26 protein-coding genes and 1 pseudogene are annotated in these 25,531 nt (G+C 70.9%); 8 read left to right on the forward strand and 19 right to left on the reverse strand.

Going from position 1 to position 25,531, the window contains the following annotated elements; genetic code table 11:
* The first annotated feature begins 54 nt into the window (after positions 1-54).
* Positions 55-618 (forward strand): Uma2 family endonuclease, encoded by a 564-nt coding sequence (locus ACLQ23_RS28890; protein WP_355593961.1) that lies wholly within the window; start codon positions 55-57, stop codon positions 616-618.
* A gap of 70 nt (positions 619-688) precedes the next feature.
* Here the strand turns inward: ACLQ23_RS28890 and ACLQ23_RS28895 are convergent, their stop codons facing one another.
* The 14 genes and pseudogenes from ACLQ23_RS28895 to ACLQ23_RS28960 all read right to left on the reverse strand — a co-directional run bounded on the left by ACLQ23_RS28895 (position 689) and on the right by ACLQ23_RS28960 (position 13,885).
* Positions 689-1,096, reverse strand: coding sequence for a DUF5130 family protein (locus tag ACLQ23_RS28895; protein WP_167943004.1), 408 nt, complete (start codon positions 1,094-1,096; stop codon positions 689-691).
* Positions 1,083-1,373 carry a hypothetical protein gene (locus ACLQ23_RS28900; protein ID WP_425881379.1) on the reverse strand — a complete coding sequence of 97 codons (291 nt, stop codon included), beginning with the start codon at positions 1,371-1,373 and terminating at the stop codon, positions 1,083-1,085. Before ACLQ23_RS28900 ends, ACLQ23_RS28895 begins: the two co-directional genes overlap by 14 nt.
* Positions 1,374-1,445: 72 nt before the next feature.
* Positions 1,446-2,912: an amidase gene (locus tag ACLQ23_RS28905; protein ID WP_355593959.1), complete on the reverse strand. Its 1,467-nt coding sequence runs from the start codon at positions 2,910-2,912 to the stop codon at positions 1,446-1,448.
* Positions 2,913-3,066: 154 nt separating this feature from the next.
* On the reverse strand, positions 3,067-4,068 hold the full coding sequence (locus tag ACLQ23_RS28910; protein ID WP_355593957.1) for an amidohydrolase family protein: 1,002 nt from the start codon (positions 4,066-4,068) through the stop codon (positions 3,067-3,069).
* Positions 4,068-4,592, reverse strand: a complete 525-nt coding sequence (locus ACLQ23_RS28915) for a 3-hydroxyanthranilate 3,4-dioxygenase (RefSeq protein ID WP_355593955.1) — start codon at positions 4,590-4,592, stop codon at positions 4,068-4,070. Before ACLQ23_RS28915 ends, ACLQ23_RS28910 begins: the two co-directional genes overlap by 1 nt.
* Complete coding sequence (locus tag ACLQ23_RS28920) at positions 4,589-5,011, reverse strand: RidA family protein (RefSeq protein WP_053653000.1); 423 nt, start codon at positions 5,009-5,011, stop codon at positions 4,589-4,591. The genes ACLQ23_RS28915 and ACLQ23_RS28920 overlap by 4 nt, the downstream gene beginning before the upstream one ends.
* Positions 5,008-5,781 (reverse strand): 2-keto-4-pentenoate hydratase, encoded by a 774-nt coding sequence (locus ACLQ23_RS28925; protein ID WP_355593953.1) that lies wholly within the window; start codon positions 5,779-5,781, stop codon positions 5,008-5,010. The genes ACLQ23_RS28920 and ACLQ23_RS28925 overlap by 4 nt, the downstream gene beginning before the upstream one ends.
* Positions 5,782-5,906: 125 nt before the next feature.
* Positions 5,907-6,959: pseudogene (gene dmpG, locus ACLQ23_RS28930) on the reverse strand (4-hydroxy-2-oxovalerate aldolase); the annotation flags it as partial.
* The gene (locus ACLQ23_RS28935; protein WP_425735701.1) at positions 6,956-7,951 is read right to left on the reverse strand and encodes an acetaldehyde dehydrogenase (acetylating); all 996 of its coding nucleotides are present in this window, start codon (positions 7,949-7,951) and stop codon (positions 6,956-6,958) included. The gene ACLQ23_RS28935 and the pseudogene dmpG, both read right to left, overlap by 4 nt.
* A complete protein-coding gene (locus tag ACLQ23_RS28940) occupies positions 7,948-8,745 on the reverse strand; it encodes a 2-keto-4-pentenoate hydratase (RefSeq protein WP_425735702.1) in 798 nt (265 codons plus the stop codon). The genes ACLQ23_RS28935 and ACLQ23_RS28940 overlap by 4 nt, the downstream gene beginning before the upstream one ends.
* Positions 8,746-8,767: 22 nt before the next feature.
* Entirely contained in the window at positions 8,768-10,249 is a 1,482-nt protein-coding gene (locus ACLQ23_RS28945) for a 2-hydroxymuconic semialdehyde dehydrogenase (protein ID WP_355594030.1), read from the reverse strand.
* A gap of 23 nt (positions 10,250-10,272) precedes the next feature.
* The gene (locus ACLQ23_RS28950; RefSeq protein WP_425735703.1) at positions 10,273-11,610 is read right to left on the reverse strand and encodes an FAD-dependent oxidoreductase; all 1,338 of its coding nucleotides are present in this window, start codon (positions 11,608-11,610) and stop codon (positions 10,273-10,275) included.
* Entirely contained in the window at positions 11,607-12,908 is a 1,302-nt protein-coding gene (gene kynU, locus ACLQ23_RS28955; protein WP_425881380.1) for a kynureninase, read from the reverse strand. Before kynU ends, ACLQ23_RS28950 begins: the two co-directional genes overlap by 4 nt.
* A gap of 74 nt (positions 12,909-12,982) precedes the next feature.
* On the reverse strand, positions 12,983-13,885 hold the full coding sequence (locus tag ACLQ23_RS28960; RefSeq protein WP_425735704.1) for a tryptophan 2,3-dioxygenase: 903 nt from the start codon (positions 13,883-13,885) through the stop codon (positions 12,983-12,985).
* Positions 13,886-14,029: 144 nt separating this feature from the next.
* Here ACLQ23_RS28960 and ACLQ23_RS28965 point away from each other — a divergent pair, with 144 nt between their 5' ends.
* The 3 genes from ACLQ23_RS28965 to ACLQ23_RS28975 all read left to right on the forward strand — a co-directional run bounded on the left by ACLQ23_RS28965 (position 14,030) and on the right by ACLQ23_RS28975 (position 16,004).
* A complete protein-coding gene (locus tag ACLQ23_RS28965) occupies positions 14,030-14,494 on the forward strand; it encodes an Lrp/AsnC family transcriptional regulator (protein ID WP_053653008.1) in 465 nt (154 codons plus the stop codon).
* A 184-nt stretch (positions 14,495-14,678) separates the two neighbouring features.
* Positions 14,679-15,152, forward strand: a complete 474-nt coding sequence (locus ACLQ23_RS28970) for a hypothetical protein (RefSeq protein WP_053653124.1) — start codon at positions 14,679-14,681, stop codon at positions 15,150-15,152.
* A gap of 75 nt (positions 15,153-15,227) precedes the next feature.
* The gene (locus ACLQ23_RS28975; RefSeq protein ID WP_355594026.1) at positions 15,228-16,004 is read left to right on the forward strand and encodes a class F sortase; all 777 of its coding nucleotides are present in this window, start codon (positions 15,228-15,230) and stop codon (positions 16,002-16,004) included.
* 39 nt (positions 16,005-16,043) lie between these two features.
* On the opposite strand, the gene ACLQ23_RS28980 is transcribed toward ACLQ23_RS28975, so the two are convergent.
* The gene (locus ACLQ23_RS28980; protein WP_053653125.1) at positions 16,044-16,580 is read right to left on the reverse strand and encodes an HNH endonuclease; all 537 of its coding nucleotides are present in this window, start codon (positions 16,578-16,580) and stop codon (positions 16,044-16,046) included.
* A gap of 158 nt (positions 16,581-16,738) precedes the next feature.
* Between ACLQ23_RS28980 and ACLQ23_RS28985 the strand changes: the two genes are divergently transcribed.
* The 3 genes from ACLQ23_RS28985 (at position 16,739) to ACLQ23_RS28995 (ending at position 20,137) form a co-directional block, all read left to right on the forward strand.
* Positions 16,739-17,905 (forward strand): mechanosensitive ion channel family protein, encoded by a 1,167-nt coding sequence (locus tag ACLQ23_RS28985; RefSeq protein ID WP_355593943.1) that lies wholly within the window; start codon positions 16,739-16,741, stop codon positions 17,903-17,905.
* Positions 17,906-18,152: 247 nt separating this feature from the next.
* Positions 18,153-19,613: an MFS transporter gene (locus ACLQ23_RS28990; RefSeq protein ID WP_425735705.1), complete on the forward strand. Its 1,461-nt coding sequence runs from the start codon at positions 18,153-18,155 to the stop codon at positions 19,611-19,613.
* A gap of 137 nt (positions 19,614-19,750) precedes the next feature.
* Positions 19,751-20,137: a globin gene (locus tag ACLQ23_RS28995; RefSeq protein WP_425735706.1), complete on the forward strand. Its 387-nt coding sequence runs from the start codon at positions 19,751-19,753 to the stop codon at positions 20,135-20,137.
* Between the two features lie 33 nt (positions 20,138-20,170).
* Here ACLQ23_RS28995 and ACLQ23_RS29000 read toward each other — a convergent pair whose 3' ends face one another.
* The 4 genes from ACLQ23_RS29000 to ettA all read right to left on the reverse strand — a co-directional run bounded on the left by ACLQ23_RS29000 (position 20,171) and on the right by ettA (position 23,750).
* Positions 20,171-20,755: a YbjN domain-containing protein gene (locus ACLQ23_RS29000; protein WP_355593940.1), complete on the reverse strand. Its 585-nt coding sequence runs from the start codon at positions 20,753-20,755 to the stop codon at positions 20,171-20,173.
* Positions 20,756-20,886: 131 nt separating this feature from the next.
* On the reverse strand, positions 20,887-21,618 hold the full coding sequence (locus ACLQ23_RS29005) for a hypothetical protein (RefSeq protein ID WP_425735707.1): 732 nt from the start codon (positions 21,616-21,618) through the stop codon (positions 20,887-20,889).
* Entirely contained in the window at positions 21,615-22,061 is a 447-nt protein-coding gene (locus tag ACLQ23_RS29010; RefSeq protein ID WP_053653013.1) for an acyl-CoA thioesterase, read from the reverse strand. Before ACLQ23_RS29010 ends, ACLQ23_RS29005 begins: the two co-directional genes overlap by 4 nt.
* A gap of 12 nt (positions 22,062-22,073) precedes the next feature.
* Positions 22,074-23,750 (reverse strand): energy-dependent translational throttle protein EttA, encoded by a 1,677-nt coding sequence (gene ettA / locus ACLQ23_RS29015; protein ID WP_355594022.1) that lies wholly within the window; start codon positions 23,748-23,750, stop codon positions 22,074-22,076.
* 364 nt (positions 23,751-24,114) lie between these two features.
* Here ettA and ACLQ23_RS29020 point away from each other — a divergent pair, with 364 nt between their 5' ends.
* Entirely contained in the window at positions 24,115-25,515 is a 1,401-nt protein-coding gene (locus ACLQ23_RS29020) for an alpha,alpha-trehalose-phosphate synthase (UDP-forming) (RefSeq protein ID WP_053653015.1), read from the forward strand.
* Positions 25,516-25,531: the final 16 nt, after the last annotated feature.

The raw sequence follows: 25,531 nt of genomic DNA on the forward strand, positions 1-25,531 counted from the left end.
GGTGTGAACCCGCGCCGGCCCCCGGCGTTATCGTGACGGGAGGAGGTGGACGAGATGGCACATCCGATCTACCAGTGGCAACCACCGGATCGGGGCTGGCAGGAGCAGGACCTGTTCGACCTGCCCACCGACGGCAACCGCTACGAGATCATCGATGGAAGCCTGCACGTGACTCCTCCAGCCGGTCCCGAGCACCACGAGCTGGCCGACGAGGTACGGATGACGCTGCGCCAGGCGGCACCCACCGGCTGGCGGGTCATCCGGGAGATCGGCGTGCGGGTGCCCGGCGCCAACCTCATCCCCGACCTCACGGTGTTGCGCCCAGGCGCACCGCGCGAGCGGATGTGGGCCGAGCCGGCGGATATCGCGCTCGTCCTGGAAGTCGAGTCGGTCGGCAGCCGCCGGCATGACCGGTTCACCAAGCCGGCGCTCTACGCCGAGGCGGACATCGCGCACTACTGGCGTGTGGAACGTGGCGACTTCGGCCCGGTGGTCTACCGCTATCGGCTCGGCAAGGGCGACCACTACGAGCTGTTGGGCACTGTGGGCCCGGACGACCCGGTGACCGTTGACGAGCCGTGGGAGATGCGACTCGACCCGTCCGCCTGGCCGCGCTGACCGGCAGCTCTGGACAGGCCGAAGCCCGGCCCGCCGAGAGCGGGACCGGGCTTCGTCGTACGAGGAGGGCTCAGCCCTTGCCGGCGTGGCTGGCCAGCTGGTCGAGGCCGTTGATGATGCCGCCGGCCAGGTCACCGCCGCTGAACGCGCCGACCATGGAGAGCGCGGCCAGCTTGGCGTACGTGTCGGGGATGCGCTTGCGGGCGTGCCGCCCGGTGACGATCTCCAACTGGCGCTGGTTGGGCGACACCGCGATCAGCACCGACCGGTCGGGGTCGGCGAGCTGGCGGTGCAGCCGCTGGGCGTGCTCACGGACCGGCTCGTCGAGGCCGCCGACGAAGATCGAGAAGACCAGGCCGGTGCCCTGGTCGGCCAGGCGCAGGGCCTCGTCGATGCGCAGCAGTTGGCGGGTCGAGAACGGCCCGTCAAGCACCTCCGGCGGGTTTTCCGTCCCGGTCTGCTTCTCACCAACGGTCACTTGCGCCTCCGGTTCCACCGGCCGGCGCCTCGACGCTGGCCTGCTCAAGCTTGTGGCTGGTCAGGGCGGGTGCCTGCGCGCCCGCTGCCAGCGCGGTGCCGGCCGAGTCGGCCAGCTGCCCCGGGCGGCCCAGGAACCAGACCGGGGTGAAGTCGAAGGGCCGGCCGGGCCGGTAGCGTTTGGCGCCACCGCCACCGCCACCGCCGCGGCTTCCGGCGTACGCCAGGCCGGCGATCACCAACACCGCAGCCACGGGGATGCCGACGAAGACCAGCAACGTCTCGGTAACAGACAATCCCAACGCCCCCAGGCGGAAGAAGGACCTCGAACAACCGGGCCGGATGGACGGTCACAATGGTGGCCGGCCGATTCCGTCGCTATTCACGTTAGCGGAGTCGACCGCCCGCCAGATTGCGGGGTGGCGATCCCACCAGTCACTGGCGTGTTCCAGTTGCGCAGCAGTCTCGAGAAGCCGCGCGTCGTGGCCGTACCGGCCGGTGAGCAGCACGCCGACGGGCAGCCCGTCGGCGGCCGTCGTGCCCACCGGCAGGGACACCGAGGGGTCACCGGTGACATTGAAAATGGCACAGTAGGGCGAGAATCGGCGTTGCCTGTCGAAGTCGGCTGCCGGGTCACCGTCGGCAGTGAACCAGCCGATGGGCGCCTGCGGTGCGGCGAGCGTGGGGCAGAGCAGCATGTCGCATCCGGCGGTACGGCGGGCACCGAGGCGGACCTGGGCCTGCAACTCGCCGAGGGTGGCTGCCAACGTGCCGGCGGAGATCTCGGCGCCCCGGGCACGCAGCAGCCGGGTCAGAGGCAGCAGCTCCGCCTCCCGCTGCGGGTCCACCGGGGAGAGCGCAAGCACGTACCAGATGGTCTCGAACAGCGGCCACGCCTCGGGGCCGAGCGGCGGTGGCACCTCGACCACCTCGTGGCCGGCGGCGGTGAGCAGCGCGGCGGCCCGGTCGACGGCGGCCACGCAGTCGGGGTGCACCGGCTCGTCGGCGAGCATCGGCGTGGTGAAACGGCCGATCCGCAGTCGGCCGGGGTCGGCCCGGCGGGCGGCGGCCAGGTATCCCCCGGGCGGGGCGGGCTGCGCCAGGTAGGGCTCGCCGGGCACCGGCACGGCCAGCACGTCGAGCAGCGCGGCGACGTCGGCGACGGTCCGTCCGAGCGGGCCGCTCGTGGGCAGGCCGAACGCACCGGAGCCGAGCGGTCCGCCGGACACCACGCCGCGACTGGGCTTGTAGCCGACCAGGCCGCAGAGCGACGCCGGGATGCGCAGCGAGCCGCCACCGTCGGAGCCCTGTGCGACCGGGACCAGCCCGGCCGCCACCGCCGCCGCCGCGCCGCCACTGGAACCCCCTGCGGTGTACGCCAACTGCCACGGGTTGCGGGCCGGCGGCGCGACGCGGCCCTCGGAGTAGAGCGAGCACCCCAGTTCGGAGGTGGTCGTCTTGCCGAGGCTGACCAGGCCGGCGGCCTTGATGAACCGGACCACGTCGGCGTCGACGGGCGGGACGTAGTCGGCGAAGGCAGCCGAGCCGAAGGTGGTGCGGACCCCTGCGGTGAGGGTGAGGTCCTTGATCGCGGTCGGTACGCCGTGCAGCGGCCCGCGCGCCTCGGCCGGTGCGGCGTCGGCGGCCTTGGCGGCCTCGCGGGCGAGTTCCGGGGTGACAGTGACGAACGCGCCCACGGTGTCGCCGAGGGCCGCCACCCGGTGCAGGTAGTGCTCGACGAGGTCGACGCTTGACAACTCGCCACGGGCCATGGCGGCTGCCTGCTCCAACGCGGTCAGGTCGTGCGGCTCAACCATCCCGTCATCCTGCCGTCCGCCGCCACCCGCCGTACCCGACACTCGGACCGCAGACCAAACAGATCTTGGACAGTTTCCGTCCGCCCCGAACGGAAACTGTCCAAGATCTGCTCGCGCCCGTGGGGACGGCGGCGCGCCCCGGCCGGGCGGACGCTCAGCCGTACAGGAAGCGCAGGGCGTTTGTGGACAGCAGCTTGTGGCGCTCGTCGTCGGTCAGGAAGTCGGCGGCCCGGACCACCGCACCGGCCGGGCGCTCGCCCAACGGGTACGGGTAGTCGCTGCCGACGAGCACCCGGTCGGACCCCATGGTGTCGACGAGCAGCCGCAGCGCCGGAGGCGCGAAGACCACCGAGTCGACGTGGAAGCGGTCGAGGTAGCTGCTGGGCGGGCCTGCGGACGCGCCACGAACCAGGTCACCCCGTCGGTGCCAGGCGTTGTCGGCGCGGCCGAGCCAGAACGGGAAGCTGCCGCCGCCGTGCGCGAAGCAGATCCGCAGCGTCTCCGGCACCTTGTCGAAGACGCCACCCAGGATCATCGCCAGCACCGACAGATGCGTCTCGGCGGGCATGCCGGTGAGCCAGCGGGCCATCCACCGATCCAGCCGAGGGCTGTTCGGCATGTCCCACGGGTGGACGAAGACCGGAGCGCCCACCTCGGCGCAGTGTTGCAGGAAGGTGACCACGCCGGCGTCGTCCAGGTCGATGTCGCCGACGTGGTTGCCGATCTCCACGCCGACGTGCCCGGCGGCCAGGCAGCGGTCCAGTTCGGCGCAGGCGACGTCCGGGTCCTGCAACGGCACCTGGCAGAACGGCACGAGCCGGTCGCCGCCGGCAGCGGTGACCTCAAGTGTCAGGTCGTTGAAGATCCGGGCTATCTTCACCGCCTGGTCGGCGGGGCGGTCGTAGCTGAAGAACACCGGGGTCGGCGAAACCACCTGCACGTCAACGCCGTCGGCGTCCATGTCGGCAAGCCGCCGGGACGCGTCCCAGCACTCGGCGCCGATCGGGCGGAACTCCGTCTCCCCCACCATGATCATCGCGGCGCGCTCGGAGTCGACACGCAGCCACGGCCAGCCGGACCCGCCGCACGCCGCGCCGAGATCCGGCCAACCCTTCGGTACGACGTGCGTGTGCACGTCGACGACGCCTGCCGCCATCAGCCCTTACCCGGGTGCAGGGTGCCGCAGTTGGCGCAGGTACGCGCCTGCTCGTCGGCGTAGAACGCCTGGAACACCGGCGGCAGGTCGGCGGCGATGTCGCGGACCTGCAACTCCACCTCGTGCACCTTGTTGCCGCACTCCGGGCAGTACCACTGGAACTTCTCCAGGGTGCCCTCCTCGCGGACCCGCTCGACGACCACACCGATCGAGCCGGCCTCGGGGCGCTGCGGGGAGTGCGGGGTGTTGCGCGGCAGCATCCACATCTGCCCCTCGCGCACGTGCACCGTACGCGGACCCTCCGGGGTCATGAGGTTGATGTGCATGTTGCCCTTGACCTGGTAGAAGAACTCCTCGTACGGGTCGACGTGGAAGTCGGTGCGCTGGTTGGGGCCGCCCACCACCATCACGATGAAGTCGTCGCCGCCGGGGAACATCTCCTTGTTGCCAACCGGCGGCTTCAGCAGGTGCTGGTTGTCAGCGATCCAGCCCGGAAAGCTGAACGGTTCGGCGATTTCACTCACGACTGACCTCCCGAGGGAAGAAGGGCCACGGCCTGGATCTCGATGAGCAGGTGCGGGTGGGGCAACTGGTGCACCGCCACTGTGGTGCGGGTCGGCCCCGACGCGTCGAAGAACTCCGCCCACACCTCGTTGTAGCCACCGAAGTCATTCATGTTGACCAGGTACGACGTCACCTGCACCAGGTCGGTGAGGTCTGCGCCGACCGACCGCAGCAGGTCCCGGATGTTCTCGATGACCGCACGTGTCTGTGCCCGGATGTCGAGGTTCGTGGTGCCGAGTTCGTCGACCTCGACTCCGGCGAACGTGTTGTCCGGCCGCCGTGACGACGTACCGGAGACGAAGACGAACCCGCCCGCGACCTTGACGTGCGGGAACGCGCCGCGTGGCACGGCCTTGCCGGCCACGACCCGCGCCGTCATGACGCCGCCCTCAGCGACGCGGTGCCCAGCTTCTCCACAACAGCGCGGACGTGGGCGCCCGGACGCAGCGGGACGGCAGCGGTGGCAGCGCCGGCCAGGAAGACCCAGCCGGACTGCAGGCGTACGCCGTGCCGGCCGGCCAGCCGGATGCCCTCGTCGAGTGCCCGACGCGGGTCGCCGAGGATCGCCGCCGTCGAACCGACCTGCGCCACCCGGCCGTCGACCTCCAGCAGCACGCCGAGGTTGTCAAGTCCCGCCGGAACCGGCGACCACGGCCCGATCACGAAAGCGGCGGCCGAGGTGTTGTCGGCGATCACGTCCGGCAGCGAGAAGCGGAAGTCGGCGTACCGGGAGTCGATCAGCTCGATGGCCGGCGCCACCGCGCGGACCGCGCTTGTGAAGTCGCCCACCGGCTCGCCCGGCTCGGGCAGCCGGTCGAGCAGGAACGCCACCTCGGGCTCGACCCGGGGATGGATGTACGCGGCCGGGTCCACGACACCGCCGTCGGGCACCCGCATCGCGTCGGTGAGCCGCCCCCAGATCACCTCGTCCACACCGACCTGGGCCATCTTCGCCCTGCTGGTAAGCCCCATCTTCAGCCCGATGAGCCGCTCGCCGCGTTCCAGCCGGCGCTGCACGAGCGCGGCCTGCACGCCGTACGCGGTAGGCACGTCGAGCCCCACCTCGGCGGCGAGCTGCGGGATCGCGGTGGCGGTGTCGGCGGCCTCGCCGAGCTTCGCCGCGACGCCCAGGGTGTCCACGCCGATCATGCTGCATCATCCTTCGTTCGCGACTGCGGGGCTCGCAGACCCGGCTCACTCCTCGCGCTCACGGACTCATCCTTCGTTCGCGACTGCGGGGCTCGCAGACCCGGCTCACTCCTCGCGCCCGCAGGCTGCTTAGCGGCCAGGTCGAGTGCCACGTCCACGATCATGTCCTCCTGGCCGCCGACCATCCGACGGCGACCCAACTCGACCAGGATCGACCGGACGTCGACGCCGTAGCGCTCCGAAGCTCGCTCCGCGTGCCGCAGGAAGCTGGAGTAGACCCCCGCGTAGCCCAGGGAGAGCGTCTCCCGGTCCACCTGGACCGGCCGATCCTGAATAGGGCGGACGAGGTCGTCCGCCGCGTCCATAAGCGCGAACACGTCGCAGCCGTGCTTCCAACCGTGCAACTCGGCGACCGCCACGAAGACCTCCAGCGGCGCGTTGCCGGCGCCCGCGCCCATGCCGGCGAGAGAGGCGTCGACGCGGACGGTCCGCCCGTGTGTCGCGTCGGCGCCGACGGCTGCGGACCCGGAGATCCGGCCGTGTTCGACGGCGAGCACGCTGTTGGCCACGCCGAGGGACAGGTTGTGGTGGGCGTGGATGCCGATCTGCGTCTCCGGCTCCAGCACCTGCCGGTACGCGTCGACCCGCTGCGCCACGTCGGACATCAGCAGCCGGCCGCCGGAGTCGGTGACGTAGACGCAGTGCGCCCCGTACGACTCCATGAGCTTGGCCTGCCCGGCCAACCCGGCCGGATCGTTCATGTGCGACATCATCAGGAAGCCGGACACGTCCATGCCGTTCTCCCGCGCCCAGGAGATGTGCTGGGCGGAGATGTCGGCCTCCGTGCAGTGGGTGGCGATCCGCACGCTTGTCACGCCGAGCGCCTTCGCGGCCTTCAGGTCGGCGATGGTGCCGATGCCCGGCAGCAGCAGGGTGGTGAGCTTCGCCGTCGTCAGCACCTCGGCGGCTGCCGAGATCCACTCGGCGTCGCTTGCCGCGCCGTGACCGTAGTTGACGCTTGACCCCGCGAGCCCGTCGCCGTGCGCCACCTCGATCGCGGCCACCCCTGCGGCGTCCAGCGCGGCGGCGATCGTCCGCACCTGGTCGACCGTGTACTGGTGGGCGACGGCGTGCATGCCGTCGCGCAGCGTCACGTCCTGGATGTACAGGTCGGTCATCGCGCAGCCACCTCCGAGGAGCGCAGGGCCACCAGCCGCTCGGCGGTGCGCAGCGCGGCGGAGGTCATGATGTCCAGGTTCCCGGCGTACGCCGGCAGGTAGTGCCCGGCGCCGGAGACCTCCAGGAAGACCGACACCTGTAGGGCGGTGAGCTGCCGCCCGAGCGTCGGCAGGTACGCCTGCACCCGCTCGAACTGCACGTCCTGCTTGAGCCGATAGCCGGGGACGTACTCCTGGACCGCCGCCACCATCTGCGCCACCGAGGCGGCGATGGCTGTGGTGTCGGCGTCGGCGTCCGGGCAGAGGCAGTAGACGGTGTCGCGCATCAGCAGCGGCGGGTCGGCCGGGTTCAGCACGATGATCGCCTTGCCCCGCTCGGCGCCGCCGACCACCTCGATGGCTCGCGCCGTGGTCTCGGTGAACTCGTCGATGTTGGCCCTGGTGCCCGGCCCTGCCGACTTAGACGCGATCGAGGCGACGATCTCGCCGTACGCCACAGGGGTGACCCGCCCGACGGCGGCGACGATCGGCACTGTCGCCTGCCCGCCGCAGGTGACCATGTTGACGTTCGGCTCGTGCAGGTGCTCGTCCAGGTTGACCGGCGGCACCACGTACGGGCCGATGGCGGCCGGGGTCAGGTCGACGACGGTACGGCCGTGGGCGCGCAGCACCTCGTCGTGACGTCGGTGCGCGCCGGCCGAGGTGGCGTCGAAGACCAGCTCGACGTCGGCGAACTCGGGCATCGCGACGAGCCCGTCGACGCCCTCGGCGGTGGTGGCGACGCCGAGCCGGCGGGCACGGGCCAGGCCGTCGGAGGCCGGGTCGATGCCGGCCATCGCCACCATCCGGAGGCTCGCCGGGGAGCGCGAGGAACGCAGCGAAGCGGAGTCCCGCAGTCGCGACCCATCGGCGGCACTGCTCAGCCGCAACACCTTGATCATCAGGTCGGTGCCGATGTTCCCGGAACCGAGCACCGCCACGCCGCCACTCATGCTGACTCTCCTCGCGAGAAGCAGGCCCGCACCGAGCCGAGCCCCGAGATCCGTGCCTCGTACGCGGCGCCGGGGGTGACCGACACCATCGGCCCGAGCGCCCCGGAGAGCACCACGTCGCCGGCACGCAACGGGTCACCGGCGCGCGCGAGCGTGCCGGCCAGCCAGTGCAGGGCGTGCAACGGGTTGCCCAGGCAGGCCGCGCCCGCGCCCACCGACACCGGCTCACCGGCGTGCTCCAGCACCATCCCGCACAGCCGCAGGTCGACGTCGGCGAGCCGGCGCGGCGAGGTGCCGAGCACGAAGAGCCCGCTGGAGGCGTTGTCGGCGATGGTGTCCACGATGGAGATGTCCCAGGCGGCGATGCGCGAGTCGACGATCTCGATTGCCGGCAGCACGTGGTCGACAGCGCGGATCAGGTCGACTGTGGTGATCTGCGGGTCGTCGAGGTCCCTGTCGAGCACGAACGCGATCTCCGCCTCGACCCGAGGCTGAAGCAGCCGGTCGATGTCCACCTCGACGCCGTCGCCGACAGCCATCACGTCGGTGAGCACGCCGAAGTCCGGTTGGAACACCCCGAAGGCTTCCTGCACGACCCGGGAGGTGAGCCCGATCTTCGCGCCGACCCGGCGCTCGCCGCGGTCCTGCCAGGCCCGCGCCTGGAGCTGCTGCACGCGGTACGCCGACTCGACGTCCCCCTCCGGCAGCAGCCGCCCGCGCAGCGGCGGACACGGTTTGCCGGTGCTGCGGGCCTCGGCCAGCTCCCGGTTCGCACCCTCGATGTCAGCTCTCATGCCCGCTCCTCGCTGCGTCGGGTCACGACAGATCCACGCAGACGTTTGTGAGTTCGGAATAGAAGTTCAGCGAGTGCACGCCGCCCTCACGGCCGATGCCGGACGCCTTCACACCGCCGAACGGGGTGCGCAGGTCCCGCAGGAACCACGTGTTGACCCAGACGATGCCTGCGTCCAGCCGGGCGCCGGCCCGGTGCGCGACGCCGACGTCCCGGGTCCACACTGTCGCCGCCAGGCCGTACTCGGTGCCGTTGGCAAGCGCGTACGCCTCGTCCTCGGTGTCGAACGGCGCGACGTGCACCACCGGGCCGAAGATCTCCTCACGGTTGGTACGGGCGTCCGGGCCGAGGCCGGTGAGCACTGTCGGCTGCACGTACGATCCGCCGTCACGGGTGTCCCCGAAGGTGGGCACACCCCCGCCGGCCAGCACCTCGGCACCCTCGGCGCGGGCCAGGTCGTAGTGGTTCAGCACCTTGGCCCGGTGCTGCCGGGAGATCAGCGGCATGGTGGCGGTGGCCTCGTCGGTGGGCCAGCCGTACGCCAGTTCGCCGGCCCGCTTGGCGAGCCGGGCGGTGAACTCCTCGAAAACCGGGCGCTGCACGTAGATGCGTTCGGTGCACAGGCACACCTGCCCGCCGTTGGTGAAGCTGGACCGCACCGATCCGGCCACCGCGGCGTCCAGGTCGGCGTCGGCGAAGACAAGGCCGGCGTTCTTGCCACCCAGCTCGAAGCTCACCGCCTTCACGCCGTCGGCGGCGGCCCGCATGATCGCCCCGCCGGTGGCCGACTCGCCGGTGAAGGTGATCGCGTCCACCCCCGGGTGGCGGGTGAGGAACTCGCCCGCCGAGTCCGGCCCGAAGCCGTGCACCAGGTTGAACACACCCGCCGGTACGCCGGCCGCGGCCATCACCTCGGCGAGTACTGTCGCCGAGGCGGGCGTCTCCTCGCTGGGCTTCACGATCACCGCGTTGCCGCAGGCCAGAGCCGGAGCCACCTTCCAGGTGAGCAGCAGCAGCGGCAGGTTCCACGGCACGATGACAGCGACCACACCGACAGGCTTGCGGACCGCGTAGTTGAGAGCCCGGCCGCCGGTCGGGGTGACAGTGGTGAACGACTCGGTGGGTGCTGTCGCCACGATCTCCGCGAACGCGCGGAAGTTCGCCGCGCCGCGCGGGATGTCAAGGGTGCGGGCCTGGGAGATGGACTTGCCGGTGTCGGCGACCTCCGCCGTGACCAGGTCGTCGAAGCGTCGCTCCAACTCGTCGGCGACCCGGCGCAGCACCTCGGCGCGTTCCCGCTCCCCCATTCGGCCCCACGGGCCGCGCAGTGCCGCGCGGGCGGCGGCCACCGCGTCGTCCACAGTGGATCGTGATGCCTCGTCCACCTCGAAGACCTGCTCACCCGTCACCGGGCTGGCCTTGGCGAACGTCGACCCGCCGTCGACGAACTCACCGCCGACGAAGTTGCGCAACCGCTGTGGCCCGGCCGGCGCCCGACCGGTCATCAGCTCGGGATCCCAGTGGCCGGTCATCCGCGCCGTCCTCGGCTGAGCGCCGTGCCGACCGCGCCGGCCAGCAACAACGCGACACCACCGGCGATCGCGCCGAGCACCCGGTGCTGCCGCCGGACCCGACGGCGAACCTCGGCGTACGGGGTGGTGGAGAAGGACACCAGCTCGTACTGGGAGACGTACCGGCCGGGCAGCGCCCGCTCCAGAGCGTGCTCCACCCGACGGCTGAGCTGGAAGACCGGCGAGGCGACCTTGTCGCGCATCTCCACGAAGTTGGTGAGCGCCATCGTCGCGATGGCCTCGGCGTTCTCGTGCCGCCGCTGCTGGTACAGCGGCAGCGCCTCCGACCACTCGTCGGCGCACTCGTCGAGGCAGCGGTCCAGTTCGACGACGTCCTCGAAGGCACAGTTGGCGCCCTGCCCGTAGAACGGCACGATGGCGTGCGCCGCGTCGCCCAGCAGGCCGACGGTGCCGTTGACCTGCCAGGGGGCGCAGTGGACGGTGCCGAGCACACCCACCGGGTTGTTCTCGTAGTCGTCGACAAGGTTCGGGGCCAGCGGCACCACGTCCGGGTAGTGCCTGGCGAAGTAGTGCTCGATGGCCGCCGGGTTGTCAAGCGCCGCGAAGCTGCCCGCGCCCTCGTTCGGCCAGAACAGCGTGCAGGTGAACGACCGGTCCGGGTTCGGCAGGGCGATCATCATCGAGGTGCCGCGCGGCCAGATGTGCAGCGCGTCGGGGTCAAGCGCGAAGTCCCCACCCAGCGGCGGCAGGGTCAGCTCCTTGTAGCCGTAGTCGAGCAGGTCCACGTTCTCGGTAAGCAGACCGTCGGCGAGCAACTGCCCGCGTACTGCGGAACCCGCACCGTCGGCGCCCAGCACCACGGACGCCTTGGCGGCGACCTGGCCCTGCGGGGTCTCGAAGGTAAGGCTGCCGTTCGTCGGGTCGAGCCCGACGAGACGGTGGTCGAAGACGACGCGTACACCGGGCAGCGCGGCGGCGGCGTCCAGCAGGGCGTTGTTCAGCGCGCCCCGGCTGATCGAGTTGATCGCCCGGTCACCGGCGGCGCTGTACGACTGGAACTGCGGCTCCCCCTCGACCGGGTGGATCATCCGGCCACGCATCGGCAGCGCGTCGGCCATCACCTGCTCGTCGAGACCGACCCGGCGCAGCGCGTCCAGGCCACGCTCGGAGAGCGCGAGGTTGATCGAGCGCCCACGCTCGGCAGTGCCGGCACGCGGGTCGGGCCGACGCTCGTACAGGACCACCGGGTAGCCGCGTCGAGCGAGGAAGCAGGCGGCAAGGCTGCCGGCCAGCCCGGCGCCGATGATCGCGATCTCGTCGCGCCGGGAGGTCATCGCGGTTGCCCCTTCGTCGAGGACTGCGCGACCGTCGCGGCGAGCGCGGCGGCGGCCCGCCAGCAGTCGTGGTAGGTGGAGTAGAGCGGCACCGGGGCGAAGCGGACGATGTCCGGTTCCCGGGCGTCGGCGATCACGCCGTGCTCGTGCCGCAGCCGCTTGGTCAGCTCGGCGGCGTTGCCGGCACCGACCCGGACGGAGAGTTGGCAGCCCCGGCGGGCCGGGTCACGGGGGGTGACGACCTGCAACGGCCGGTCGGCGGTGACCTCGTCGAGCAGGAGTTCCAGCCAGCGGGTGAGCCGCAGGCTGCGCTCGCGCAGCGCCGGCATGCCGATCGAGTCGAACAGCTCCAGCGAGGTGCGCACCGGGCCCATCGCGAAGATCGGCGGGTTGGAGATCTGCCAGGCGTCGGCGGTGGCCGGTGGGCGGGACTCCGGGGTCATCTCGAAACGGGTGGCCGCCTCGGTGCTCCACCAGCCCTCGAAGCGGGGCAGATCGGGGTTGCCGAGGTGGCGCTCGTGCACGAAGACGCCACCGAGCGCGCCCGGACCGGAGTTCAGGTACTTGTAGGAGCACCAGGCGGCGAAGTCGACGTCCCAGTCGTGCAGGGCCAGCGGCACGTTGCCGGCGGCGTGCGCCAGGTCCCAGCCGACCACCGCGCCGGCGGCCCGCCCGGCTGCGGTGATCGCCGGGATGTCCATCAACTCGCCGGTGAGGTAGTTGACGCCACCGAGCATCAGCAGCGCCACCGTGTGCCCCTCGCGGGCCAGGAAGTCCAGGACGTCCTCGGTGCCGAGCGTGTCGGTGCCGGGGCGGGGCTTGAGCCGCACGACCGTGGCGTCCGGGTCCAGACCGTGGAAACGGGCCTGGCTGCGCACCGCGTAGCTGTCCGAGGGGAACGCCGTGTCCTCGATGACGATGCGGGTGCGCTCCCCCGCCGGGCGGTAGAAGCTGACCATCAGCAGGTGCAGGTTCACCGTGAGCGAGTTCATCACCACGGTCTCCGCGGGCCGGGCGCCGACCAGTCGGGCGGCCGGCGCTGTCAACAGCTCGTGGTACGGCAGCCAGGGCCGCCCCGCCTCCACATGCCCCTCGACGCCGAGCCGGCGCCAGTCGTCCAGGTCGGCGAGGAGTTCGTCACGGGTCGCACGTGGTTGCAGGCCGAGCGAGTTGCCCGCCAGGTACGCCGACTCGGGGTGCTCGCCGCCGTCGGCGGGCGGCACGTGGAAGAGGTGCCGGTGACCCGGGTCGGCCTCGTCGAGACGCAGCGCCCGCGCTTCGGCGGTGGCGACGTCCAGTCCGTCGACTTCGCCCGCGACGAAGGCCAGGAGGTCGGTTGCAGGGGTGTCCACAGGGGTGTCTCGCTCTCGATTCACATCGCCGTACGTGCCGACCACAGCTCCGGGAAGACCACCCGGGCCATGCTCCGTTGCAGCCACGCCAGGCCGGCCGAGCCGCCGCTGCCGACCTTCGCGCCCATTGTCCGCTGCACTGCCTTCACGTGGTTCCAGCGCCAGTCGCCGAACTCCTCGGCGACACCGCTGAGCGCCTCGCCCAGCCGCCGCAGCTCGTTGTCCGCGTCGCCGTCGGCGTAGATCCGCACCCACGCCGTCTCGACCGTCGGGTGCGGGTCGTGCTCGACAGCCACGTCCCGGTTGAGCAGGTCGGCGGGCATCTCGAAGCCCTTCCGGGCGAGCAGCGCCACCACGTCGTCCCAGAGGCTCGGTGCGGCCAGCCCGGCGGTCAGCGCCGCGTACACCTCGGTCTGCCGGCGGAACGGTCGGATCAGCGCCGGGTCCCGCAGGCCGAGCAGGAATTCCAGATGCCGGTACATGGCCGACTGGAAGCCGGAGCCCTCACCGAGCAGGTTGCGGAACCTGTTGAAGTCGGCAGGGGTCATCCAGCGCAGACCCTTCCAGGAGGCGTTGAGGCCCTCCAGGTGCAGGGTGGCGCGGCGCAGCGGGGCCAGGGCCTCCGTGATCCGGTCCTCGCGCAGCAGGCGCTGGGCGTCGCGCAGCTCGTGGCAGGTAAGCCCGAAGTACAGCTCCATGATCTGGCTGACCACCAGGAAGGACATCTCGCCGGGGTCGTCGCTCAGTGGCTGCTGCAACTGGTGCAGTGCGCTCGCCCGCACGTAGGCGTCATACGGCACCAGCTCGGCGAACTCCAGCGTCGGCTCGCCGCCGTTGCGTGCGGCCCGCGCGGCCCGCTGACGCGGGGTCACCGGTCGTACCGTGACGCCGCGGTTAGGCGCCCGCTGCTCCGTCTGATCCACCAGTCGTCTCCCTCCGGATGTGCCGACAACATGATCCCGCGGTTGGATCGGCAGATGGAATGCCTGATCAACGGCACTTCCCGGCCTGAGATGGCGAACGAAAGGCAGGTGGGCGAATCGGCTTCACGAAAGTAAGGTCGCAGCGTGGACCACATGGACTGGGCGCTGCTGCGCGAGTTGCAGGCCGACGCGAGGCTCTCCTTCAGCGAGCTGTCGCGACGGGTGCACCTGTCCCCACCAGCGGTTGCGGAGCGGGTCCGCCGGCTGGAGGAGACCGGGGTGATCGTCGGCTATCACGCCCACGTCGACCTGACCCGGGCCGGTCGTACGGTGGTCGCGCTGATCCGAATGTCCTGTTATGGGGCGCGTTGCATCCTGCACGACCCGGAGGTGGCCGGCTGGCCCGAGATCTTGGAGATCCACCGGATCACCGGGGACGCGTGCAGCATGCTCAAGGTGGCCGCCGGCTCGATCGACGACTTCGAGGGGGTCATCGACCGGCTCGCCCCGTACGGCCAGCCGTCGAGCACGATGGTCCTCTCGTCGCCGCTGCACTGGCAGCCGATCCACCCACTCCCGCCCGCCGACCCCGCCGTCCCCCGCCGCTGACCCTGCCGTCCCCGCCGCTGACCCTGCCGTCCCCGCCGCTGACCCTGCTCGTTCGCGGGTTTGCCCCCGGGCCAGCGGGAACTCAGCGGCGTGCCCAGGGGAGGGTTCCGGCGGTCGACGCCGGGAGGGGGAAATCATGCAGGGACTTCGCACGATCAACCGCGCGCTCTCGTCCGCACTGACACTGTTGGGGCTGGTCGGGGCGTTCGTCCTGTTGTCGGTGGCACCGGCGCGAGCCGGTGAGAACACCTTCATCGAGGTGACGCCCAACAGCGTCCAGGCCGGCAGCCGGGTGAGCATCAAGGCGAGTTGCGACAACAACAACGACCGGCAGGCAAACGTGCACTCCGACGCGTTCGGGCACGTGATGCTCAGGCCGGACAACGGCTTCCTCAAGGGGGAGGTCACAGTGCCGGCCAACAAGCAGCCCGGTGACTACCCGGTCGACCTGAAGTGCCAGAACAACCAGACGGCCTCCACCATGCTGACAGTGCTGAACATGGCATCGCCCAGCAAGGGACCGGCGACCGGTGGTGGCGGCACCGCCGGCGGCCGGGGCACCGGCTCGATGCTCGTGCTCGGCGGCGTGGCAGTGGTGGGCGTCGCAGTCGCGCTGGGCATGGCGGGCAGCCGGCGTCGGACCGGAGCCGGCTCCTGAGCCGGGCAGGCCATGACCCGCAGATCCGCGCGTACGCGGCCGGAGCGCCGTGCCCGACAGCGGGCCGGGACGGCGCTGCGCGCCTCCGGTCGGCTGGTGGCCGGCGCCTCGCGCCGACTGCGTCGGGTCGCCGGCCAGGCGGTTGCAGCGAGCGTCGCCACCACCGACCCGGATGCCCGCCCGCTGCCGCCGCGCCGTCGTCCCGTCGGGTCGCCGCTGGCGGGTCGCCGGTTCGGCCCGGGGCCGGGGCTGCCGGTGCTTGCCGTCGCTGCCGTGATGGTGCTGATCGTCACGATGCTCGGCATCGAACAGGTCACTGGGATCAACGTCCTGCCGGACAGTCTCAGCGCCGGCCTGCGGCCACCGCCGAAGAAGTTCCCGGTGCTGCCGGCCAGTCGACCAACCGACCTGGCCATCAACAAGATCGACGTACGGGCTCCGGTGCATGACGTGGGCATCGCCGCCGACGGCACCATCGCCGTGCCGGACGCCGCCCGCGCCCAGGAGGCCGGCTGGTACGACCAGGGCCCCACCCCCGGCCAGTACGGCCCGGCGGTGATCGTCGGACACGTGGACACCACGAGCGGGCCTGCTGTCTTCCACCAGCTCGGCGAACTGCGCTCCGGCGACGAGATCGAGGTGACCCGCTCCGACCACAGCGTGGCGGTCTTCGAGGTGGACTCGGTGGACCACTTCGACAAGGGGCGACTGCCCGTCGACGAGGTGTACGGCGACTTCAGCCGCCCCGGCCTACGCCTGATCACCTGCGGCGGCCGATGGGTCGGCGGTGAGACCGGCTACTCGGACAACGTGGTGGTCTTCGCGTCGCTGGTCAAGGCCCGTGGCGCTTGACGGCGGGAGACGCAGGCCCTGCCGCGACCAGGCCTCGGCTCAGGCGGCGGCTTCGGGCTCCCGCAGGTCGAGCCAGTCCGCCCAGCGGGGGTCCGGAGCGCGGTGCCCGAGGACCCGCCAGGCGGTGCCTTTCGGAGCGGCCGGGAGCGCGTGCAGCCGCCAGCCCAACTCCGCCGGCGTCTTGTCACCTTTGGTGTGGTTGCACCTGGCACACGCGGCGACCACGTTCTCCCAGGCGTGCCGGCCGCCCCGGCTACGCGGGAACACGTGGTCGATGGTCTCGGCCGGCCCGCGGCAGTAGGCGCAGCGCCAACCGTCCCGGGCGAAGATCGCCCGCCGGGACAACCCCACATGAGTGCGGTACGGCACCCGGACGAAGCGGGTCAACCGAACCACTGACGGCACCGGGAGCGCGTCGCGGGCGCTGTGCAGGATGCCGTCGCCGTCGGCCACGCAGACAGCCTTGGCGGTCAGCACGAGGATCGCGGCACGACGCACCGACACGACACACAGGGGCTCGTAGGTGGCGTTGAGGACAAGCGCGCCGGAGCCCACAGTGGGTCGTATGTCAGGCATCGCGGTCACCCTCCCGGTTCAGCGGCTGCTGCGGAGGACCGCCGACCGAGGTCGGGCATGACGGCCCGAACGGTCGACGCCCGTCCGATCACCGACGTCCGTTGCGCCAATCGTCCCTGATCGGACCCCGGATTGCACGTACTAATCCGGGGTCGGACATGAAGCTCCTTACCGCACCTGTCACGATGGCCGGTTCAGGCCGGTCCGACCCAGCCCTCGGCGGGATCTCACCCGGCCGGTGGGTCGCCGATGGGCGGCCGGGCCCCTTGCGGTACGAAGGCAGTGTGAGTGCCGCCAGCGTGACCCCCTTCGCCCTGCCCACCGTCGGATCGGTGAACTGCCAGGGCAGCACCTCCTGCGAATTCCTCTACCGCATGACCAGGTCGGAATGGTTCGCGGAGGGCAGCTACTGGATCCTGCTCAAGCCACTGCGGGTGCTGCTGATCCTGGTGCTGGCGATGGTGGCCCGCTGGGCGCTGCACCGGACGATCAACCGTCTGGTCCGGACCACAGCCGAGGGCGCTGTGCCGACGATGCTGCGGCCGCTGCGCGAGCGGGTGCCCACCGCCGCTGTCGACCCGGCCGAGTTCGTACCCGAACGGCGTCGGCAGCGGGCCGAGGCGATCGGCTCGGTGCTGCGCAGCCTGACCACCGCGTTCGTCTTCGGCATCGCGCTGCTGATGATCCTGCGCGAGTTCAGCTTCGACCTCGCGCCACTGCTGGCCAGCGCCGGCATCGCCGGCGTCGCGCTGGGCTTCGGCGCGCAGAGCCTGGTCAAGGACCTGCTGGCAGGGCTGTTCATGCTCATCGAGGACCAGTACGGCGTGGGCGACAACGTCGATCTGGGAGAGGCGACAGGTGTCGTCGAGGCGGTCGGGCTCCGCGTCACCACGGTCCGCGACGGCCGGGGCGTGCTCTGGTACATCCGCAACGGCGAGATCATCCGGGTGGGCAACAAGAGCCAGGGATGGGCGCTTGTGGTCGTGGACCTGCCGATCGGGTTCAGCGGCACCGAGGAGGCGAGCGCCGTACTGCGGACGGCGGCAGCCTCGGTGGCGCTCGACCCGGAGCTGTCGCCGGAGATCGTGGAGGCGCCCGAGGTGCTCGGTGTCGAGCAGATGACAGTGGATGGTGCGGTGATCCGTACGGTGGTGAAGACGACAGCGGACGGCCAGTTCGCTGTGGGCCGGGAGCTGCGCCGCAGGCTGGCGGAGGCGCTGGAGAACTCGGGGATCACCGCGCAGATCGCCGCCTCCCGCATCTATCAGGGTGCGCCGAGCCGACCGTTGGCCGAAGGTGAGACGGGTCAGGGTGGTGCCACCTGACCTCGGCGATCTGGCCCGGCAGCGCTGGCCGCCGATGCAGGGGTCGCGAGCCGCCCGGCCCCTCAGGTATCGTCCGTTCGTTCAGTCGGGGATGCGACGAACGAGCCGTTCGCCCTAGCTAGTTGTCAGACGATCGGGCAGAATCCGAAACACGCGTTCCCGCCGGAACGTGGTCACATCCTCGCTGACCCGTAGATCTGACGAGTGTTCCCGGCCGGGCTGTCACGAGCGGCTGTTCCGGGGGCCGATGGAGGCGACGGTGCCTGACGAGCGACCTTCCGCGGAGGGCCCGGCCACTTTTCGCGAAGTGTTCGCCCAGCGCGAGTTCCGAGCTGTCTTCGCAGCCGGGGCCCTCTCCTGGATCGGCGACTACGTCGCCAAGGCCGCCGTCACCCTCCTCGTCTACCGGCAGACCGAGTCGGTCGCGCTCTCCGCCGCCGCGTTCGCCATCAGCTACCTGCCGTGGCTGGTCGGTGGCCCGCTGCTCGCGGCGTTGGCCGAGCGCTACCCGTACCGGCGGGTGATGGTGCTGTGTGACCTGATCCGGATGGCGCTGATGTTGCTCATCGCCCTTCCGAACCTGCCGGTCCCGGCGCTGTTGGTGCTCATCTTCGCCACGACGCTCGCCAACCCACCGAGTCAGGCCGCGAAGTCCGCGCTGATGCCGCAGATCCTCACCGGGGACCGGCTGGTGGTCGGGTTGTCGCTGAACAGCAGCATCGGGCAGGCAGCCCAGGTTGTCGGCTATCTGTTCGGCGCGGCCATCGCCTCGATCGATCCGAGGGCCGCGCTGCTGTTCAACGCGGTCACGTTCGGTGTCTCCGCGCTGCTGGTCCGCCTCGGGGTGCGCAACCGACCGGCGCTGATGACAAGCGCGCACCGCAGCCACCTGCTCCGGGAGACCGCGCAGGGGTTCCAGATCGTGTTCGGCACACCGGTGTTGCGGGCCATCGCGGTGCTGGTGTTCAGCGCGATGCTCTTCTCGATCGTTCCGGAAGGGCTGGCCGCCGCCTGGGCCAACGAGCACCCGAACGTCAACATGAACCCCGGCACGGCGCAAGCGGTGATCATGGTCGCCAATCCGGTGGGTTTCATCCTCGGCGGGCTGCTGGTGAGCCGGCTGTTCGGCCCGGCCCGCCGGCTGGCCCTGATGCGCCCGCTCGCGGTGCTCTCACCGCTGGTGCTGGTGCCGGCACTACTGAATCCGTCTCCGCTGGTGGTGGCGCTGCTGGCCGCCCTCTGCGGGTTCGCGGTCGCCGGCATGCTGCCGATGGCCAACGGGCTGTTCGTCCAGGCGCTGCCCGCCGGCTTCCGGGCGCGCGCCTTCGGCGTGATGGCGACAGGCGTCCAGGTCATCCAGGGCCTCGCGGTGCTGATCACCGGAATGCTCTCCGAGCGGTTCTCCATTCCGATGGTGGTCGGGGTGTGGAGCGCCGTCGGGGTGGTGCTGATGACGATCGCCGCGTTGCGCTGGCCGGACAAGCAGACCATCGACGCGACGATCGCGGCGGCCACCGCGGCCAATGCCACGCCCGCCCCCGCACCGGCAACCCCCGCACCGGCCACCCCCGCACCGGCCACGTCGGCGGCAGGCACCTCGTCTGGCGCCGCGCCCGCACCCGGCCCGCGTAGCCCCGCAGCCGGCGACATGGCGCGGAGCACCGATCCACGCTCAGGTGACGACCGTCACCGGCAGGCGGTCACCTGACCGTCGGTCCAGCCCCGGGGGCCGGCGCCCAGCTGCCGTGACCCGACGCACGGCCTACGGGTCCGGCCGGGCCGGGCCGCACCTGGCAGGATGGAACGGTGAACCCCGCAGGTGAATCCGACCGTCCCGGTGCGTCGATGACCCTCTTCGAAGCGGTCGGCGGCGAGCCCACCTTCCGCCGGCTTGTGGACGAGTTCTACGTCGGCGTGGCAGGCGATCCTCTGCTACGGCCGATGTATCCGGAGGACCTGGGCCCGGCTGCCGACCGGATGACCCTGTTCCTGATGCAGTACTGGGGTGGCCCGAACACGTACTCGACCCAGCGTGGGCACCCGCGGCTGCGGATGCGGCACGCCCCGTTCCGGATCGGCGCTGCCGAACGGGACGCCTGGCTGCGGCACATGCGCAACGCGGTGGACAAGCTCGATCTGGAGCCGCAGGTCGCCACCGCCCTCTGGGACTACCTGGAGCGGGCCGCGTACTTCATGGTCAACGCCATGGAAGACCCGGCCGAGCCCGCCTGACGGCCCGCACCGGGCCGTCGGCAGGCGCGAGGCTCAGAGCAGCGCGCCCTCGTCGTGCAGCCAGTCCACGAAGCTGGTGGCCACCGCCGCGCCGCAGTCGAGCATCTCGACAAGCAGCGCGTCGTGGGTGCCGGCGCCGAGCGGCACCTGAAGCTCGGCGTAGATCGGCAGTTGACCGCGTTCGGTCGGGTCACCGATGTACGCCTTGCAGAACCGACGGGTGTGGTTCCACTCGTTGACGACCCGGTAGGCCCGGTCAGCCCAGTCCGGCGGGACCGTGGCGTGCGGGCGGGCCCGCATGACCAGGATCTCGTCCTCCGGGCCTTCGAGGGTCACCAGCACCGCGTGCCGCTCCCACATGGCCAGGAGATTGCCGTCGCCGTCTGCCAGGTAACGCACGTCGAGTAGATCGAGCGCGTCACAGACCCGCCCCAGGCTCACCGGCTCGACGGTGACCGACATGTCGGCCAGCGCGGGCCTGTCGTTGCCCGGGCAGTCGTCCCCCGGCTGGCGAGGGCTGGGCGGCCCGACCCGGACCGCGCTGTCGACTGTGATCCCGCTTCCGGTTTCCGGATTCCCGCCGTCGGCGGGACCGGGGCGCCATGACCACCACGGCATCGCTCGCGCACCTCACTCCCCAGCGGATCCAGCCGCCTACGGTGCGTTGGATCCGAGGATGGACGGTACCCGGACAGCCGAGTTGAAGCACCCCCCCAACGACCGCACCGACCCAGAAGAATGAGCCAGGGTCATCCGTTCGTACGAGTGTTGAGGGGGGTCAGGCCAAGATCGGTGGCCTTCTGCAACCAAGTGGCTCCATATGGTCCCACCAGGCCGACCCATCGGCCGGCGACACGCACCTGCACCTGCGACCGCGCGGCGCCGTCGGCCGGGCCGAGAAAGCCCATCCGGACCAGCCCCTGCACCAACCGCTGCGACACCTCCACCGGCGGGCCCGGCGGGTCGTCCGGAGTGACGAGCACTGCCACGTGGTCGAGAAGCGCGTCACGCAGGGCACGCTGACCCACCGCACGACCTGCGACACCCTGCTCGCTCGCGGCACGCAGAGCGCCTGCCGCCGCGTCCGCGATCCGCCGCAGCTCCGCGGTGGGCAACACCTCCACCGGCTGGCTGCGTGCCGGCGGCAACGGCCACTGCCACTGCGCGTCCCTGGGAGCCGGCAACGTCACGCCACCGCGTTCCAGCTCCGCCAGCAGTTGCGCGGCGCTCACGGTGACGTCCACGGCGGTGCCGTCGGTCGGACCGCCGGCCACCGTACGGACCACGAGCGCCTGCCACGGCAACCGGGCCCAGAGTGCGACCCGGCCGGGCGCGCCACCCGGCCGCAGCCGGACCAGCGCACCCGGGTCCAGTCGGACCAGGCGGGCCAGGAACGCGCCCGCGTCGGCCACCCCGGTCAGGCCGTGACCGGGCTGCGACGCCGCCGCCCGGTCCGGCCCCGCCGTGTCCGGCCGGGTCACCCGTCACCGCCCTGCGGGGCGTACGTGAGCAGGAACGCCCGCTCCTCTGCGGTGATCCGCCGGGGCACCTGGCGGGTCAGGTCGAACGGCACCAGCACCGAGCGGGCGCGGCTGGCCAGCACGTCGCCGTCGTACAGCTCGTAGGCGACGGTGAACCGCGAGGGCCTGATCTCCTCCACCCACAGCTCGATGCGGACCGTGGGCGCGGCCTCCGCGGTGGCCCGACCCAGCGCGTAGTCGACGGGGCGCAGGTAGTCGACCTCGTGCCGACGGATCACGACGCCGTCGGCGAACGAGCCCACTCCCCAGGCCCGACCGCCGGCGAACATCAACGCCACCCGCGCCTCCTCGTACAGGGTGAGGAAGCGCGAGTTGTTGACGTGGCCGTACGCGTCGAGATCGGACCAGCGCAGTGTGCAGTGGTAGACGAACCGGTCAGACACCTTCTCGGCCGGTCAGTCGCGGGTCAGCTTGCGGTAGGTCACCCGGTGCGGACGGGCGGCCTCCGCGCCGAGACGGTCGATCTTGTTCTTCTCGTACGCCTCGAAGTTGCCCTCGAACCAGAACCACTTCGCCGGGTTCTGGTCGTCGCCCTCCCAGGCCAGGATGTGCGTGGCGACCCGGTCGAGGAACATCCGGTCGTGGGAGATGACAACGGCGCAGCCGGGGAACTCCAGCAGGGCGTTCTCCAGGCTGGACAGCGTCTCCACGTCCAGGTCGTTCGTCGGCTCGTCGAGCAGGATGACGTTGCCGCCGATCTTCAGGGTCAGCGCCAGGTTGAGCCGGTTGCGCTCGCCGCCGGAGAGAACCTTCGTCGGCTTCTGCTGGTCCGGTCCCTTGAAACCGAACGCGGCGATGTACGCCCGCGACGGCATCTCGACCTTGCCCACCATCAGGTAGTCCAGACCGTCGGAGACGACCTCCCAGACGGTCTTGTCGCCGTCGAGGCCCTGCCGGTTCTGGTCGACGTACGACAGCGAGACGGTGGGGCCGACCCGGACCTCGCCGCTGGTCGGCTCCTCCAACCCGACGATGGTCTTGAAGAGCGTGGTCTTGCCGACGCCGTTCGGGCCGATGATGCCGACGATGCCGTTGCGGGGCAGCGAGAACGACAGGTCGTCGATCAGCAGCCGGTCGCCGAAGCCCTTGCTGAGGTGCGACGCCTCGATCACCGTGCTGCCCAGACGCGGGCCCGGCGGGATCTGGATCTCCTCGAAGTCCAGCTTGCGGGTCTTCTCCGCCTCGGTGGCCATCTCGTCGTACCGGTCCAGGCGGGCCTTGGACTTGGTCTGCCGGGCCTTGGCGTTGGAGCGCACCCACTCCAGTTCCTCGGTGAGGCGCTTCTTCATCTTGGCGTCGCGGCGGCCCTCGACGGCCAGCCGTGCGGCCTTCTTCTCCAGGTAGGTGGAGTAGTTGCCCTCGTACCCGATGGCCCGGCCCCGGTCCAGCTCCAGGATCCAGCCGGCCACCTTGTCCAGGAAGTACCGGTCGTGGGTGATCGCCATGACGGTGCCGGCGTACTTGGCGAGGTGCTGCTCCAACCAGGAGACGCTCTCCGCGTCCAGGTGGTTCGTGGGCTCGTCGAGCAGCAGCAGGTCGGGGGCCTCCAGGAGCAGCTTGCAGAGCGCGACGCGGCGCCGCTCACCACCGGAGAGCTGGGTCACGTCGGCGTCCGGCGGCGGGCAGCGCAGGGCGTCCATTGCCAGTTCGAGCTTGGAGTCGATGTCCCACGCGTCGGCGTGGTCCAGCTCCTCCTGGAGCCGGCCCATCTCCTCCATCAGCTCGTCGGAGTAGTCGGTCGCCATCTGCTCGGCGATCTTGTTGAACCGCTCCAGCTTGGCCTTCGTCTCGGCGACCGCCTCCTCGACGTTGCCGAGCACGGTCTTGGCGTCGTTGAGCGGAGGCTCCTGGGCGAGCATGCCGACCGTGTAACCGGGCATGAGCCGGGCCTCGCCGTTGCTCGGCTTGTCCAACCCTGCCATGATCTTGAGGAGGCTGGACTTACCGGCGCCGTTCGGGCCGACCACACCGATCTTGGCCCCCGGCAGGAAGCTCAGCGTCACGTTGTCGAGCACGACCTTGTCGCCGTGCGCCTTGCGCGCCTTTTCCAGGACGTAGATGTACTGGGCCACGGTGCGGGCTACCTCCGTCGGTTTGCTGTCGCTGATCGGCGGCGCGGCGCGGGCTCGAATCTCCACCCGCCGCCGCCGGCCGGGAGCCGGCCACGCGCACGCCACCCTCAATCCTGACAGGTACGGCGCGCTTCGCCCACATCACCCCGCCTCCGGGGTACGCGGCGCGCCGCCGGCCGGACCCGCTGCCGGCTGCCGCGAGCCGCTCGCCGGACCTCTGGACCTGCCGGTTGTCGACAAGATCACCTTGAGGATTCGCCGAAGCGTGAGCGGGTAGGAGACTCCGGCACGGGGGCCCAGACACCGCAGCTACGCTCAGTACGCTCATCGCGGTGGACCCGTCAGTACCCGGAGGTGGCCGATCGTGACCGTCCGTAGCTCCTTTGTCGTAGTGGCGAACCGTCTGCCGGTCGACGAGGTGAGCACACCCGAGGGACGGCAGTGGCGACGCAGCCCCGGCGGGCTGGTCACCGCGCTGCACCCCGTGCTCGCCGAACACCAGGGCACCTGGGTCGGGTGGGCCGGTGGCACCGGCGCCGCCCCCGAGCCCTTCGACCTTGAGGGCATCCGACTGCACCCGGTGCCGCTGAGCGCCGAGGAGTTGGAGCGCTACTACGAGGGCCAGTCCAACGCGACGATCTGGCCGCTCTACCACGACGCTGTCGAGACACCTGCGTACAAGCGTCGCTGGCGGGAGGCGTACCGCCTGGTGAACGCCCGGTTCGCGGAGGCCGCGGCGGACGTGGCCGCCGAGGGCGCGACGGTCTGGGTGCAGGACTACCAGCTCCAACTGGTCCCGGCGATGCTGCGTGAGCTGCGACCGGACCTGCGGATCGGCTTCTTTCTGCACATCCCGTTCCCGCCGATCGAGCTGTTCATGCAGATGCCGTTCCGTACGGAGATCCTGCGCGGCCTGCTCGGCTCCGACCTGGTCGGCTTCCAGCAGCGGCTGGCCGCGCAGAACTTCGTCCGGCTGGCCCGGCACCTGCTCGGCCTGCGCTACGAGGGTCAGATGATCCAGGTCGACGGGCGGCAGGTGAAGGCGGGCGCGTTCCCCATCTCGATCGACACCAAGGAGATGGAGCGGCTTGCCGAGGACCCGGCGATCCAGGCCCGGGCCAAGCAGATCCGCGCCGAACTGGGCGACCCGAAGACGATCATCCTGGGTGTGGACCGGCTCGACTACACCAAGGGCATCGAGTTGCGCCTGAAGGCCTTCCGCGAACTGCTTGCTGACGGAAAGTTGACAGTTCCGGATGCGGTTATGGTGCAGGTGGCCACGCCGAGCCGCGAGCGCGTCGAGCACTACCAGGCACTTCGAGTCAAGGTTGAGCGCGAGGTTGGTCGGATTAATGGCGAATTCGGCCGGGTCGGCGTGCCGGCGGTGCATTATCTGCATCAGTCGTACAGTCGCAGTGAACTGGCCGCGATGTACGTCGCTGCCGACGTGATGATGGTGACCCCGCTGCGAGACGGAATGAATCTGGTGGCCAAGGAGTACGTCGCATCGCGCGCCGACCAGGGTGGCGCGCTCGTGCTCAGTGAATTCGCCGGCGCCGCAACAGAGCTGCGCCAGGCATTTTTGTGTAACCCGCACGACCCGGACGCGGTCAAGGACGCCCTGCTCCGGGCAGTGCACGTGGAGAAAACCGAGGCACGCCGCCGGATGCGGACAATGCAACGCCACCTGCGCACCCACGACGTGGGGCACTGGGCCAAGTCTTTCCTCTCCGAGCTCGGAGTGTCCGAGGCGGAGGCCGCGTGAACACGTCCGTCACCGA

The sequence above is a fragment of the Micromonospora sp. DT41 genome (genome assembly GCF_049841715.1).
In the GTDB taxonomy this organism is placed as follows: Bacteria; Actinomycetota; Actinomycetes; order Mycobacteriales; family Micromonosporaceae; genus Micromonospora; species Micromonospora profundi.